8 protein-coding genes are annotated in these 14,184 nt (G+C 70.0%); 3 read left to right on the top strand and 5 right to left on the bottom strand.

All coding sequences use genetic code 11. The annotated features are described in order from the left end of the window. Positions 1 to 56: 56 nt before the first annotated feature. On the bottom strand, positions 57 to 746 hold the full coding sequence (gene ftsE / locus GNZ18_RS08615) for a cell division ATP-binding protein FtsE (RefSeq protein WP_067453578.1): 690 nt from the start codon (positions 744 to 746) through the stop codon (positions 57 to 59). A 454-nt stretch (positions 747 to 1,200) separates the two neighbouring features. On the opposite strand from ftsE, the gene GNZ18_RS08610 reads away from it, so the two are divergent. Beyond that, positions 1,201 to 1,383, top strand: a complete 183-nt coding sequence (locus GNZ18_RS08610; RefSeq protein WP_156215742.1) for a hypothetical protein — start codon at positions 1,201 to 1,203, stop codon at positions 1,381 to 1,383. An 83-nt stretch (positions 1,384 to 1,466) separates the two neighbouring features. Here the strand turns inward: GNZ18_RS08610 and GNZ18_RS08605 are convergent, their stop codons facing one another. Beyond that, positions 1,467 to 2,519 carry a DUF8094 domain-containing protein gene (locus tag GNZ18_RS08605; protein WP_156215741.1) on the bottom strand — a complete coding sequence of 351 codons (1,053 nt, stop codon included), beginning with the start codon at positions 2,517 to 2,519 and terminating at the stop codon, positions 1,467 to 1,469. 125 nt (positions 2,520 to 2,644) lie between these two features. On the opposite strand from GNZ18_RS08605, the gene prfB reads away from it, so the two are divergent. Continuing rightward, positions 2,645 to 3,754 (top strand): peptide chain release factor 2, encoded by a 1,110-nt coding sequence (gene prfB, locus GNZ18_RS08600; RefSeq protein ID WP_214618435.1) that lies wholly within the window; start codon positions 2,645 to 2,647, stop codon positions 3,752 to 3,754. A 291-nt stretch (positions 3,755 to 4,045) separates the two neighbouring features. Here the strand turns inward: prfB and GNZ18_RS08595 are convergent, their stop codons facing one another. The 3 genes from GNZ18_RS08595 to GNZ18_RS08585 form a co-directional block, all read right to left on the bottom strand. Continuing rightward, positions 4,046 to 5,023: a DUF8094 domain-containing protein gene (locus GNZ18_RS08595; protein WP_156215740.1), complete on the bottom strand. Its 978-nt coding sequence runs from the start codon at positions 5,021 to 5,023 to the stop codon at positions 4,046 to 4,048. A gap of 483 nt (positions 5,024 to 5,506) precedes the next feature. Beyond that, entirely contained in the window at positions 5,507 to 10,390 is a 4,884-nt protein-coding gene (locus tag GNZ18_RS08590) for an NAD-glutamate dehydrogenase (RefSeq protein WP_156215739.1), read from the bottom strand. 1,420 nt (positions 10,391 to 11,810) lie between these two features. After that, positions 11,811 to 13,337 carry a serine/threonine-protein kinase gene (locus GNZ18_RS08585; RefSeq protein WP_156215738.1) on the bottom strand — a complete coding sequence of 509 codons (1,527 nt, stop codon included), beginning with the start codon at positions 13,335 to 13,337 and terminating at the stop codon, positions 11,811 to 11,813. Between the two features lie 243 nt (positions 13,338 to 13,580). Between GNZ18_RS08585 and GNZ18_RS08580 the strand changes: the two genes are divergently transcribed. Next, on the top strand, positions 13,581 to 14,174 hold the full coding sequence (locus GNZ18_RS08580; protein ID WP_312874386.1) for a hypothetical protein: 594 nt from the start codon (positions 13,581 to 13,583) through the stop codon (positions 14,172 to 14,174). Positions 14,175 to 14,184 lie beyond the last annotated feature (10 nt).

Here is a 14,184-nt window from a genome sequence, read left to right as displayed (position 1 = left end):
GAATCGTTGGGTTCAGATGGGGTGGCGGCGGCCTTCCCGGTCAGGCCCCCGCCGGGTCAGTAGGCCTGGCCGTAGACGCCGCGCGACTGGTCGCGGACGACCCGTCCGTCCTCCAACTCGACGACGCGCTTGCGGAAGGCGTCGACGATGGCGGCGTCGTGGGTGGCCATGACGACGGTGGTGCCGGTCCGGTTGATGCGGTCCAGCACCTTCATGATGCCGATGGAGGTGGCGGGGTCGATGTTGCCCGTGGGCTCGTCCGCCAGCAGGATCATCGGCCGGTTGACGAACGCCCGCGCGATGGCGACGCGCTGCTGCTCACCGCCGGACAGCTCGTCCGGCATCCGGTGGGCCTTGCCCTCCAGACCGACCAGGTCGATGACCTCGGGGACGACCTTGCCGATGAAGCGCCGCGGCTTGCCGATCACTTCCAGGGCGAACGCGACGTTCTCGAAGACGTTCTTGTTGGGGAGCAGCCGGAAGTCCTGGAAGACGCAGCCGATCCTGCGGCGCAGGTGCGGCACCTTCCAGTTACTCAGCCTGCTCAGGTCCTTGCCCGCCACATGCACGTGACCCTGGGAAGGACGCTCCTCCTTGAGGACGAGGCGCAGGAAGGTCGACTTGCCGGAACCGGAGGGCCCCACCAGGAACAGGAACTCGCCCTTCTCGATGGCGACGTTCACATGCTGCAGGGCTGGCCGGTTCTGGCTCGGGTAGACCTTGGTGACGTTGTCGAAATGGATCACGGCTGCATCACGGCGGTTCAGTCTAGGGGTTGGGGAACGGCCCGACCTGTGACCACGGAGGAGATCCGTGGCCCACGGCCTGGTCGCCGGGCTTCGCGGCCGGGTGGACCGTGGAGCCTCCGAGCAGTGTAGAGGGGACAGTCAACTACCTCGTCCCGCTCGACGTGGGGCGCATGACCGGGAATGGCGGCCCGTAACGGCGTGTCGGCCGTCCCCTGGACGGCGACACGCCGGAGGGGGTGATGGTGTCCGATCATTGCCCTGCATCCAATCAGTGCCATGCAACCGTCTCCCGACGTCAGGCCTGTTTCATGCCGTCAAGCTCCCGGACTTGCCGGAACGACCATACAGTCCGGCTACGCTGGATGATGGCGAAAGATACCTAATAGGTCGTCGATCGACGTTCTCACCCGCACGGACCCACGTGCCGTTCACGGAGATTGGGGCCCACGACATGAGCTGCGAACATCTGATCTGCGCCCGGTGCTCGAACCCGGTGGTCGAGGGCCGCTGCCCGACCTGCCGGGCCGCCCGCTCCGAACTCCACCGCCACGGCCCGTCGATACCGCCCGCGCTCGTCCTGGCGGGGCTCGTCGCGCTCCTTTTCATCGCGCTCGTCCTGCAGAGGGTCTACTGAGCCGACGGCGGACGGCCAGGGCCTTCCGAGTGGCGGGCTCGACGCTTGCCACCGACCGCTCCGAGACGGCCGCACCCGTCGGGTCAGGGCTTCTTCAGGGGCGGGGTCGTGGCCTTGGAGACCGCGCCGTCGTCGGCGATGACGCTGGCCTTGGACTGCGTCTTCCCCTTCTTGGCCCGTGCCGGGTCGAGGGCCGCGAAGTGCAGGACGGATGTGGTGTCGATCTCGTTGCCCTCGACCGTGCCGTCCAGGAGGTGTTCCGCCTCTGACGGGATCTCGGGCTTGGGCGTCTTCGGGTCCTTGGCGACGAGCGTCGTGCTGCGGAACAGGGAGTAGAGCACAAAGGCGCCGTCATGTTCCGTACGTAGCGCGAAGTAAGGGTAGGGCGTCGCTGTGTATACGACCTGGAGCGTGAGGTCCTTCTCCTTGGCCTTTTTCTTCTCACGCCTTGCCTGCTGGTAGTAGCCGGTGGTGACGGCGCCCGGCCGCATCACCTTCGCCGCCACGCTGCGTCCGCCCTCGGCGGCGATCGTCGCCTGGATACCGCCCACGTCCCTGGGGCGGATCACCACCGACGTGTCGTCCTTGCCCAGTGCCTCCGCGTAGCCCTCGGGGTCGAGGACGACCTTCGGCTCCTTGGCCTTCTTCGAGAGCAGGGTCGTCATCGTGAGATGCCAGCGGTCGGAGGGCGAGCGCAGGATGAACGCCATCAGCGCGGTGCGTTCGCTCTCGTCCTCCCCCTGGACGGACCGCTTCACCGACGCCACGAACCACTGCGGGTATCCGTCCGGCTTCAGTTTCGGTACGTACAGCTTGGGCTTCTCATAGGAGAAACGCCGGACGGGGTCTCCGTCGAAGGCCGCCTTGCGGAACTCGGCGGCGGTCAGCAGCGTCTGCCCACCCGACGTCCAGGTCATGGCGAGGCGCTCGTCCCCGGCCGCGCGCGCCACGTCCTCGTCGGTGACGTAGGTGCCGAACGCCTTCTCCGCCACCTGCGATGTCAGGGGAACCGGGAGCGTGGGCGAAGGCGTGGGCATGGGGGTGGACGGCGGCGCGCCGCTCTTCTTCTCCTCCGCGCAACCCGCGGCCGCGAGCAGCACCACGACCGCCACGACGGCCCGAGAGATCCTCCGCACAGCTCCATCCCCCGGCCAGAACAACCCCATGCCGACCGTGATGATCGACCTCTTCGTGATTCTGCCATCCACAGCGTAATGTCAGAACGCTCGGGCACTACCGGGACGGCGATAGGCTCGGGGGCGTGGCAGCCATCGAACCCGAAGAGCAGCTCAAGGAGCTCGGCTCGACACTCACCGGCATCGAGCAGGTGCTGGATCTCGACGGCATGCGGCGTGACATCGCCGAGCTGCGCGAGCAGTCGGCCGACCCCGACCTGTGGAACGACCAGGAGCGCGCCCAGACGGTGACGCGCCGCCTGTCGTACCTGGAGGCCGAGCTGAGCCGGGTCGAGGGCCTGCGCCAGCGGCACGACGACATCGCGACCCTCTACGAGCTCGCCCAGGAGATGGACGACGCCGACACGCGCGGCGAGGCCGACGAGGAGCTGGCCTCCCTGCAGAAGGCCGTCCAGCAGCTTGAGGTGCGCACGCTCATGTCGGGCGAGTACGACGCCCGCGAGGCGCTCGTCACGATCAACGCCCAGGCCGGCGGCGTGGACGCGGCCGACTGGGCCGAGCAGCTCCAGCGGATGTACCTGCGCTGGGCGGAGCGGCACGGCTACCCGACGGAGGTCTACGACACCTCCTACGCGGAAGAGGCCGGCATCAAGTCCACCACCTTCACGGTGCGGGCCCCCTACGCCTACGGGACGCTGCGCGGCGAGCACGGCACGCACCGCCTCGTCCGCATCTCGCCGTTCGACAACCAGGGCCGCCGCCAGACCTCCTTCGCCGGGCTCGACGTCGTGCCGGTCGTCGAGCAGAGCGACCACGTCGACATCGACGAGAGCGAGCTGCGGGTCGATGTGTACCGCTCGTCCGGGCCGGGCGGCCAGGGCGTCAACACGACCGACTCCGCCGTCCGCATCACCCACATCCCGTCGGGGATCGTGGTGTCCTGCCAGAACGAGCGGAGCCAGCTCCAGAACAAGGCCACCGCGATGAACGTGCTCCAGGCCAAGCTGCTGGAGCGCAAGCGGCAGGAGGAGGCGGAGAAGATGTCCGCGCTGCGCGGTGAGGGCACCAGCAGCTGGGGCACGCAGATCCGCAACTACGTCCTGCACCCGTACCAGATCGTCAAGGACCTGCGCACCGGGGTCGAGGTCGGCAACCCCACGTCCGTCCTGGACGGCGACATCGACGAGTTCATCGAGGCCGAGATCCGCTGGATGCGCCAGCAGGAGACCGCGTAACCCCGTCTCGGCGGGGCTGAGGGCGAGCGCCGTGACGTGCACCGCCGGGCGCGGCCAGGGTTTGAGGGGCGCGCCCCTGAGCGGCCGCGTTTTCCGCTGCCTGAGCACCGCGTTTTCCGCTGCTTGAGCGGCCGCGTTTTTCGCTGCTGGTTCGTTGACCGGGCCGTGCGCCTTCCGTGGTTTCGGCACGACCCGGGCACCGGCCTGGGCTAGGGACAGGCCCGTCGGATGCCGGTGGCGGTCCCGCTGCAGCGGTCAGAAGAGCGGGAACGCCCCGGCACCCGACGGAGTTCAGGAACCGTGCGCGGTGACGGCCTTGCGGTACATGCCGCTGATCGTCACCCGGCCCTTGGGCGGAACGGTGGCCAGATACTGCACGAGGACGGTGGTGTCCATGCGGTTCCGGACGGAGTTGGCGGGAGCGAGCCCGACAAGATCACCGCTTACAGCCAGCCTGCCCCGCTTCGCGGAGGAATACGCCTCGTTCTGCTGCAGGACATACCAGACGAGGGCGCCGCGATCCTTGGTCCGCAGCGCGTACACCCCGTACGGGGCGACCGAGAACCTCGACGAGAGCGTGATCCCCCGCTTGGCCAGCATCCTCTCGCCCTGACGCAGCGCCTCGACGGTCTGGCTCGTCCTCGGCCCGTCCGCCAGGACGGACGCGCCGGGCGCGGACGACCCGCCCGACAGCATCGCCGCGTGCGTGTCGGCCAGCTTCGCGGGCGCCACGGGAAGCCCCTGGGACGTCCCGGGGCTCACCGCTGTGGCGTACCCCTCCGCGTCGAGCGCCACACGGCTCAGCGCGGCGTCCGGCGGGAACGGGTCCGCGGCCAGCAGCCACGGCGCTCCGGCCGCGGACTGGGTGAACAGCAGCGCGTGCCGCGTCGTCTGCTTGCCCGCCCCCGTGCTGGCGTCGGCGGCGAACCAGCGCGGGTACTCCTTCATGCGCGGGATGTAGAACGACGGGTTGTCGAAGCGGAGCGTAGGCGGCCGCTGGCGGATGACCTTGCGGAGCCTGAACGACGCCGCGTCCATCGACAGCTGCGGGTCGGCCTCGATTCCGGTGAGTTCGCCGCGGTCGAGCGTCCTGCCCGCGCGGTTCGCCCCTTCGGTGAACGAGGTGAGAACCTGCTGCGCCTGCGCCTTGGTCAGCGCCGGCGGATCCGTCCCTGCGGACGAACTCTCTCCCCCGCCGCAGCCCGCCGCGAATGCGGCGAAGGCCAGGCAGGGTCCCAGCGACAGAATGGTGATGAAACGTTTGGGCATGAAGCCCCCCGAGTGGAGACGGTGGTCCGGTCCACGGAGCATCATCGCAGAGTAACTGAGTTGTCACTCTGTGAACGTAGAATGTCCGCTTAATGCACCGCCCGCGCCGTCCTCTCAGCCTCTCCCGGGCACTCGTTGGCGGGCTACAGGCTCGGCGGGTGAGGCCGTCGATCGTCCCTGGACGTCGGGGCTCCGCTCAATGCGTCACCCTCCTTACGCCGACCGGCGACCCGCATGGCTCGTGGCCCGATCAGGGATATTGATCGCCTCGGGGGGCGGAGCTTGCGCGCTGAACGCACCGCGCCGCACCGTTCCCTGAGACTCGCACCCCGGCTCGAAAGTCGATCATTTTCGGGATGCCGGGGCTTATCCACAGAACGGCATTCCACTTTTGGGGCGGGGCCGCGGTGTCGAGGATGGGAGACGAGCGCGCCGCCCGTCCCCAGGCGGGGCGGGCGGCACGGAGTGGGGGAACGGGGCCGGTCAGGCCTCGGTGGACGGGAGGGAACTCGCCGTGACGAGGGTACGGATGGAACCGAGGGCGACCGAGAGCGTCGCGAGGTCGAAGCTGTCGCTCTCCCAGATCTCGCTGAGCGTCTGCTGGGCGCGCAGCACCGCGGTCTGGTTCTTCTCCGCCCAGTGCACCAGGCGCTCCTCGGGCTGCCCGCCGGGCTCGCTGGTGACGAGGACGTCGCGGGTGAGGGCGGCATGAGCGGCGTACAGGTCGTCGCGGAGCGCGGAGCGGGCCATCGAGCGCCAGCGGTCGTCGCGGGGCAGCGCGATGATGCGCTCCCGGAGGCGGGACAGCTGGAGCCGGTCACCGAGGTCGAAGTACACCTCGGCGACCTCCTCGACCGGGCGTCCGGTCTCGTGAGCGATGCCCACGAGGTCGAACGTGGAGTAGGCGGCGACGAGCATCGCGCCCTGCTCGGCCAGGTCGTCCGGCACGCCGAGTTCGGCGAATCCGTCCCTGCGCTGCTCGAACGCGGCGAGGTCCAGGCCGACGAGCACCTTCGGAAGGCGCCCGCTGAGCGTGGCCGCGCCGCCGGAGAAGTAGTCGATCGTCTCGCGGATGTCGAACGGGGGCCGCCGGTTGTGCAGCAGCCAGCGCGCGCCGCGCTCGGTCAGCTTCCGCGCCTCCAGCAGCATCGCGATCTGGGTCGACTCCTCGACCTGGTGCGAGAGCGACTCCACCGACCGCCAGAACCGCGGCATCTCGAAGACCTCGCGGGCCACCAGGTAGGCGCGCGCGATGTCGGACGAGGACGCCCCGGTCTCCTCGTTCATCCGGAACACGAACGTGGAGCCGCTGTTGTTGACCAGGTCGTTCACCACGGCGGTGGTGATGATCTCCCGGCGTAGGGGGTGGCGGTCCATGTAGCTCTGGAACCGCTCGCGCAGCGGGGTCGGGAAGTAGTCGACGAGCCACGACTCCAGGTACGGGTCGTCGGCGAGGTCGGAGGCGACGATCTCGGCGTCGAGGGTGAGCTTGGCGTAGGCCAGCAGGACGGAGAACTCGGGGCTGGTCAGCCCGAGGCCCGACTGGCGGCGCTCGGCGAGGGCCTTGTCGTCGGGCAGGAACTCCAGCCTGCGCTTGAGCCGCCCGTCGCGCTCCAGCTTGCGCAGGTGGCGGGCGTGGACGTGCAGCATCGCGGCCGCCTGCGCGCGGGACGCGGCGAGCGTCACGTTCTGCGCGTAGTTGTCCCGCAGGACGAGCCGGCCGACCTCGTCGGTCATCTCGTAGAGGAGGCCGTCGCGCTGCTTGCGCGTCAGCTCCCCGTCCCGGACGACCTGGTCGAGGAGGATCTTGATGTTGACCTCGTGGTCGGAGGTGTCGACGCCGGCGGAGTTGTCGATGAAGTCGGTGTTGACCAGGGCTCCGGCGCCGCGGCGCTCGCCCTCGCGGGCGAACTCGATGCGGCCGAGCTGGGTCAGGCCGAGGTTGCCGCCCTCGCCGATCACCTTGCAGCGCAGTTCCTCGCCGTTCACGCGGACGGCGTCGTTGGCCTTGTCGCCGACGTCGGCGTTGTTCTCGATCGAGGACTTGACGTAGGTGCCGATGCCGCCGTTCCACAGCAGGTCGACCGGCGCCCTGAGCACGGCGCGGATCAGCTCGAACGGGGTCAGCGCCTTGACCCCGTCCTCGATGCCGAGGGCCGCCCTGATCTGCGGGCTCAGCTTGATCGACTTGGCGGTCCGGGGGAAGACCCCGCCGCCCTTGGATATCAGGGAGGTGTCGTAGTCGGCCCAGGAGCTGCGGGGCAGCTCGAACACGCGGCGCCGCTCGGCGAACGAGGCGGCGGGGTCGGGGTCCGGGTCGAGGAAGATGTGCCGGTGGTCGAACGCCGCGACCAGCTTGATGTGCTCCGACAGGAGCATCCCGTTGCCGAACACGTCGCCGGACATGTCGCCGATGCCGACGACGGTGAAGTCCTCGCTCTGGATGTCCTTACCGAGGGAGCGGAAGTGGTACTTGACCGATTCCCAGGCGCCGCGCGCGGTGATGCCCATCGCCTTGTGGTCGTAGCCGACCGAGCCGCCCGAGGCGAACGCGTCGCCGAGCCAGAACCCGTATTCGGCGGCGACACCGTTGGCGATGTCGGAGAACGTCGCGGTGCCCTTGTCGGCCGCGACGACGAGGTAGGTGTCGTCGCCGTCGTGGCGGACCACGTTCGAGGGCGGGACGACCTTGCCGTCCACCAGGTTGTCGGTGACGTCGAGCAGGCCGGAGATGAAGTCCTTGTAGCAGGCGATGCCCGCCTGCATGAACGCCTCGCGGTCGGCGGCGGGGTCGGGGAGCTGCTTGCCGACGAACCCGCCCTTGGCACCCGCGGGCACGATGACGGTGTTCTTCACCGCCTGCGCCTTCACCAGCCCGAGGATCTCGGTGCGGAAGTCCTCCCGCCGGTCCGACCAGCGCAGCCCGCCGCGCGCCACGGACCCGAACCGCAGGTGCACGCCCTCCACCTTCGGCGAGTACACGAAGATCTCGTACGTCGGGCGCGGCTGGGGCAGGTCCGGGATGCCCTGCGGGTCGAACTTGACCGCCAGGTAGGGCTTGTGCTGGTAGTGGTTCGTGCGCAGCGTCGCCTGGATCATCGCCAGGTAGGCACGGAGGATGCGGTCCTCGTCGAGGCTGGCGACCTCGTCCAGCTTGCCCTGGAGCTCCTCGGTGATGCCGAGGCTGCGCTCCTCCTCACCGCCCGCGAGCGAGGGGTCGAGGCGGCTCTCCCACAGCCGGATCAGCAGCCGGGTGATCTGCGCGTTGCGCAGCAGCACCTGCTCGATGTAGCGCTTGGAGAAGGTGGTGCCGGTCTGCCGCAGGTACAGGGCGTAGGCGCGCAGGATCATCGCCTGCCACCAGCTCAGCCCCACGTGCAGGACGAGGGCGTTGAAGCCGTCGTTCTCGATCCGGCCGCGCCACAGCGCGGTGAACGCCTCCTGGAACAGGCCCTTGATGGCCTCCTCCGGGACGTCCACGGGCGGGACGTACCGCAGCCCGAGGTCGTAGATCCAGTACCGCCGACCGTCACCGGTCGCGATCTCGTACGGCCGCTCGTCGATGACCTCGACGCCCATGTTCTGGAGCAGCGGCAGCACCCGCGACAGCGAGATCGGCTCGCCCAGCCGGTAGATCTTCAGGCGCCGCTCGCCGGGCTGGGCGCCGTAGGGCTCGTACAGGTTGATCGAGGTGTCGTCGTCGCCGGTCAGCTCGTCGAGGCGACGCAGGTCGGCGACTGCGGTCCGGGCCGGGAAGTCGGCCTTGTACCCCTCGGGGAAGGCGTTCGCGTAGCGCCGCGCGAGCGTACCGGAACGTTCCTCGCCGCACTGCTCGACGATCGCGTCGGCCAGGTCGTCGCCCCACGAGCGGGTCGCGTTCGCCAGCCGCGCCTCCAGGTCGTCCACGTCCACGTCGGGCAGCGGACGTCCGCGCTCGCCCCGCACCACCACGTGCAGCCGCGCGAGCATCGACTCGGTCACGTTCGCGCTGTAGTCGACGCTGACGCCCTCGAACGCGTCCCGCAGTATCTGCTGGATGCGCAGCCGGACCTGCGTGGTGTACCGGTCGCGCGGCAGGTAGACCATGCACGACATGTAGCGCCCGTACAGGTCCTTGCGCAGGAACAGCTTCAGTTGCCTGCGCTCGCGCAGCCGCAGCACGCCCAGCGAGATCGACAGCAGGTCGTCGACGGAGATCTGGAACAGCTCGTCGCGCGGGTAGCTCTCCAGTATCTCGATGAGGTCCTGGCCGTCGTAGCTGTCGGCGGTGAAGTCGGCCTCTTCCAGCACCTCTTCGAGCTTGCGCTTGAGGACGGGCACGTGCGCGATCGACTCGCTGTAGGCGACGTGCGTGAACAGCCCAAGGAACCGGCGCTCGCCGATGACCTCCCCGGACTCGTCGAACTTCTTCACCCCGATGTAGTCGAGGTACAGCGGCCGGTGGACGGTCGAGCGCGAGTTCGCCTTGGTCAGCACCAGCAGGTGCTTCTCGGTGGCCTTCTCGCGGACCTCCGGGGGCAGCGAGGCGAAGCTGTCGGACTCGCGCTTGTCGTTGCGCAGGATGCCGAGCCCGGTGCCCGGCTCGGGGCGGAGCCCGAGCGTCCCGCGCCCCTCAGCGGTGTCCCCGCCCTCGGTCAGCGTGTAGTCGCGGTACCCCAGGAAGGTGAAGTGCCCGTCGGCCAGCCAGTCGAGCAGCTCGACGCCCTCGGCGAGCTCCTTGGCGGGCAGCGGCGGCGCGGCCTCCCGGATCGCGGCGGCGATCTCCCCGGCGCGGGCGCGCATCTTCGGCTCGTCCTCGACGGCGACCCGCACGTCCTGCAGGACGCGGAGCAGATCCTTTTCGAGAGCGGCCAGTCGCTCACGGTCACTGGTGCGGTCCACTTCGATGTGGATCCACGACTCGTCGATGTCGGTGGCGCTGTCGAGCTTGCCGCGGAACGCCCGCATCTGGCCCGCGACGTCGCGGTCCACGCCGAGCAGGGGGTGGACGATCAGATGGGTGGCGAGCTGGTGGCGGTTCAGCTCCATCGTCACCGAGTCGACCAGGAACGGCATGTCGTCGGTCACGACCTGGACGACCGTGTGCCCCGGGTCCCAGCCGTACTCCTCCAGCGACGGCGTGAACACCCGCACCTTCGCGCGCCCCTGCGGCCGCTCCTCACCGAGCAGCCGGTGCGCCATCGCCGGGCCGCAGATGTCGGCGGGGTCCCGCGACAGCAGGTCCTCGGGCGCCACGTGCCGGTAGTAGAGGCGGAGGTAGGCGAGGGCCTCCTCCACGTCCTCGCCCTTACCGCCGGGACGCTGGGCACAAGTCTCCGCGGCCCTCCTGAGCAGGTCGTCCTTCGCTTGGTCGAGCTTGCCGCCCATCAACAACTCCCCTAGAGAATGCGCCACCTCGTTGTGGCGCCGCTCACTGCGCCAGCGTAGCCAGGAAATCCCCCAAAGCCGACCTGCTCGGCACCGAGGTGGACGTGGCCTTGCCCACCCTGCCAGGCCCTCCAGCACCCCTGCCCGAAGATCGCCGAAGTGCCCGTCCGCCCACCCCGCCCGCACACACGACGGCGGCCGAAACCCACCCCAACCGCCACTTCCCCCGTCCGCGCACCGCCTCGCCCTCCCTCAGCCACAAGGCCCAGAACCGCCAGCTCACCCAGCCATGGCCCTCCACTCCCCACAACACCCCATCGCAACCACCCAGCCCCCCAACCACAGCCCTGAACCCCTCAGTCCCCATGCCCGAAAACCAGGCCGGAGGCTCACAACCCGCGCAACCCGGCATCCGCCCACACACCCGCGCCCAAATACGGCAGGGCAGCGACCGCGCGGGATGCGAACCACCGAGGGCTTGGTCCCCCGCCCCGCGTGAGCACGGCCACCCCGCAACAACGTCGCCGCCCAAGCGACGTCGCGATCGCAGCGGAACACTCAGAGCAATCTGCGCTACGAACCCGGAAGGAGTCCGGGCTGATCGGCTCCGCCAGGAGACCCTGAGTAGGTCTCCGCGCCGCGAACCCCGGAAGGAGGCGACCTGACCAGGCATCCACAGATGACCACACGCGCGAGACGCGCACGCACCCGACCGCGCCCTGCGCCTGACCACCGGAGACCCGCCCGAGCTGGGAGGGGCACCGTCAGCAGGGAGAGGCCCCCACGACCGCGCGCGCCCCTGCGCCTGACCACCACTGGAAGCCCGCCCGAGCTGGTAGGAGCGGCGTCAGCAGCGAGAGGCCCCCGCCGCCGCGCCCTGCGCGCTGACCACTAGAAGCCCGCCCAAGCTGGGAGGGGCGGCGTCAGCAGGGAGAGACGCCCCACGACCGCGCCCTGCGCCTGACCACTGGAGACCCGCCCTTGCTGCGAGGGGCACCGTCAGCAGGGAGAGGCGCCCTACCGCCGCGCCCTGCGCGCTGACCGCTGGAGACCCGCCCGAGCTGGGAGGGGCGGCGTCAGCGGGGAGGGGCGCCTCACGATCGCGCGCGCCCCTGCGCTTGACCACTGGAAGCCCGCCCGAGCTGGTAGAAGCGCCGCCAGCAGGGAGAGGCCCCCGCCGCACCCTGCGCGCCTGACCACTGGAGACCCGCCCGAGCTGGTAGGAGCGGCGTCAGCAGGGAGAGGCTCCCTTTCCCCGCCGCGCTCTGCGCGCTGACCGCTGGAAGGCCGTCCTAGCTGGTAGGAGTGGCGTCAGCGGGGAGGGGCCGCGTTGAGCGGGGCAGGGCGCCTCGTGACCGCGTTCTGCGCCCTGACCGCTGGAAACCCCTAGCGAGGAGGGTGGTATCAGCGGGGGGCGGTGTTAGCTGGGAGGGGCTGCGTTCTTGCCCGCGGGAGCGGTGGGCGTGGTCGTGGGGGCGGTGGGCGTGGTCGTGGGCGTCGGGTCCGGGCTCTCGGTGGTGTGCGTCGGCGTGGGGTCCGTCGGTGTATCGCTCGGCGTCGGGGTGTCGGACGGGGGCGGCGTATCGCTGGGCGACGGGCTCGCCGACGGCGGCGGGCCGGACGGGCTCTCGGGCGTCTCCTCGACGGGAGCATGGGTTCTCGGGGCGGTCGAGCTGGGCGCGACCTCGCTCGACTTGGCCGGGGCGCTGGGGTCGCTCACCTTCTGCCCCGCCTTGCCCTTGTCGCCCGAGCTCAGCGCGAGCACCGACGAGACCACCACGATCGCCAAGACCAGCGCGGCGGCTCCGGCGAGCACGGCCGAACGTCCCGAACCCACGAGCGTCTTGCGAAGGCCGCGCTTCTCCGGCGCGAAGTGGGGCGGCAGGGTGTTGCCGGCGGCCCATTCGGCGGGGGTGGGCAGCCTTCCGGCGGCGCCCTGGGTCTGATCCGGGACGTCATGTCCGGCGGGACCGAACGCTGCGGCATCGGCCTGCGCGGCGGGCGCGTGGTCGGCGGGCGGTAGGCCAGCGGCCGCCTGCTGGTAGTCGTCGGCCGCCTCCGAGGCCAGCACGCTGCCCGCGGCGAGCATCGCCGTCTCGTCGGTGTCGCTCGGCGGAGGGGCGATGTCGGACACCGGGGCGTCCTCGTGGCCGAGCAGGCGCATCAGGACCTGCCGTGCGGGCGGACGCCCCGCCGGGTCCTTCCGCAGGCAGGCGAGGACGAGATCGCGCAGCGGGCCGGTGAGGTCACCGAGCTCCGGTTCCTCGTGCAGGATGCGGTTGATCACCGCGGGGATCGTGTCCTGGCCGAACGGCGGCTCGCCGGTGGCCGCGAACACCAGCGTGGCCGCCCAGCAGAAGACGTCGGCGGCGGTGCCGACATCCTCTCCCTGGATCTGCTCGGGCGCCATGTAGGAGGGCGTGCCGATGACCCGGCTGGTCAGCGTCGTCGAGCCACTGATGGCACGTGCCACCCCGAAGTCGATGACGCGGGGGCCGTCCGGGCCGATCAGGACGTTGTGGGGCTTGAAGTCGCGATGGATGATCTTCGCTTGGTGGATCGCGGCGAGCGCCGTGGCCGTGGCGATCGCGAGCCGGTCAAGGGCCGCGCCAACGAGCGGACCGTCCTGCGTGACGTACTGGTTGAGGGACGGGCCCGGGACGTACTCGCTGACGATGTAAGGCCGCTCGCCCGTCGCGTCCGCGTCGATGACCTGCGCCGTGCAGAACGGCGCCACCTGCTTGGCGACCTCAAGTTCACGCAGGAAACGGGCGCGTGCCTTGTCGTCGGACGTCAGTTCGGCGTGCAGCAGCTTGACGGCCACCTGCCGCCCGTTCTCGTCCTCGCCGAGGAAGACGGTGCCCTGGCCGCCCTCGCCGACCCGGCCGGTCAGGGCGTACGAACCAAGCCGCTCCGGGTCACCGGATCGCAGCGCCCCAACCTCCATGCGTGAAACCGTCCCTCTCCATCTCGACGGACCGAAACGGGCCAGAGACCTATTTCCGCAGGTCGCCGCTCCGCTTGTATGACGCCCCAAACCCCGGGAAAGTTCACTCGCCCCTGCGACCTTACGGCGCGTTCTGACGCCCCGCACCCGATCGGACACATTTGGGCTCGGGGACCACCCTAATGCTGCCGACCCGGCGGCGATACCGCGCAAACCCCGGTTCGCATAGGTGAGACTGTGCCGGTGACCACACTCGACGGACGCCGTGTCTATACCCGCGCCGACTTGATGGACGCGCACGGGCTGGGACGCAGCACGCTGGAGAAGTGGTTCCGCGAGCGCGACCGCAACGGCCATCCGGAGCCGGCCGGGACGGTCGGATCACAACTCGTGTGGGACGCGGACGCATGGGACCGCTGGCATGCCTCGCGCGGCTCCGCCTCCGTCCCGCCGGGGCTTGCCGGCCGCGACGAACTCGCCGCACGCCACGGCGTCAGCCGCCACCGGCTCAAGCAGTTGTGGGCGGACCGCGAGTCGAACGGCCATCCCGACGCCGCCCATCGCGCGGGCAAAGCCCTGTACTGGAACGAGAAGGAGTGGGCCGCTTGGTACGCGGCCCACACCGAACGTCCGCGCGAGAACGGACCTGACGATCTGGTCACCCTCGCCGAGGCCGCCCGGATCCTCGGGCTCGCGCAGACGAGCGTCACCGTCTATCCGAAACGCCCACCGGCGGGATGGCCCGAACCGGCCCGCGTGGAACGGTTGGGGGGCGGACGAGTCCGGCGTCTCTACCGCCGCCGCGACATCCAGTCCTACGCGGAAAAACGCAACTGACCCCGCAATC

Source organism: Actinomadura litoris, from assembly GCF_009733595.1.
In the GTDB taxonomy this organism is placed as follows: Bacteria; Actinomycetota; Actinomycetes; order Streptosporangiales; family Streptosporangiaceae; genus Spirillospora; species Spirillospora litoris.
The sequence above is the reverse complement of the archived record's forward strand: the minus strand, read 5'-3'. Positions and strand labels throughout refer to the sequence as shown.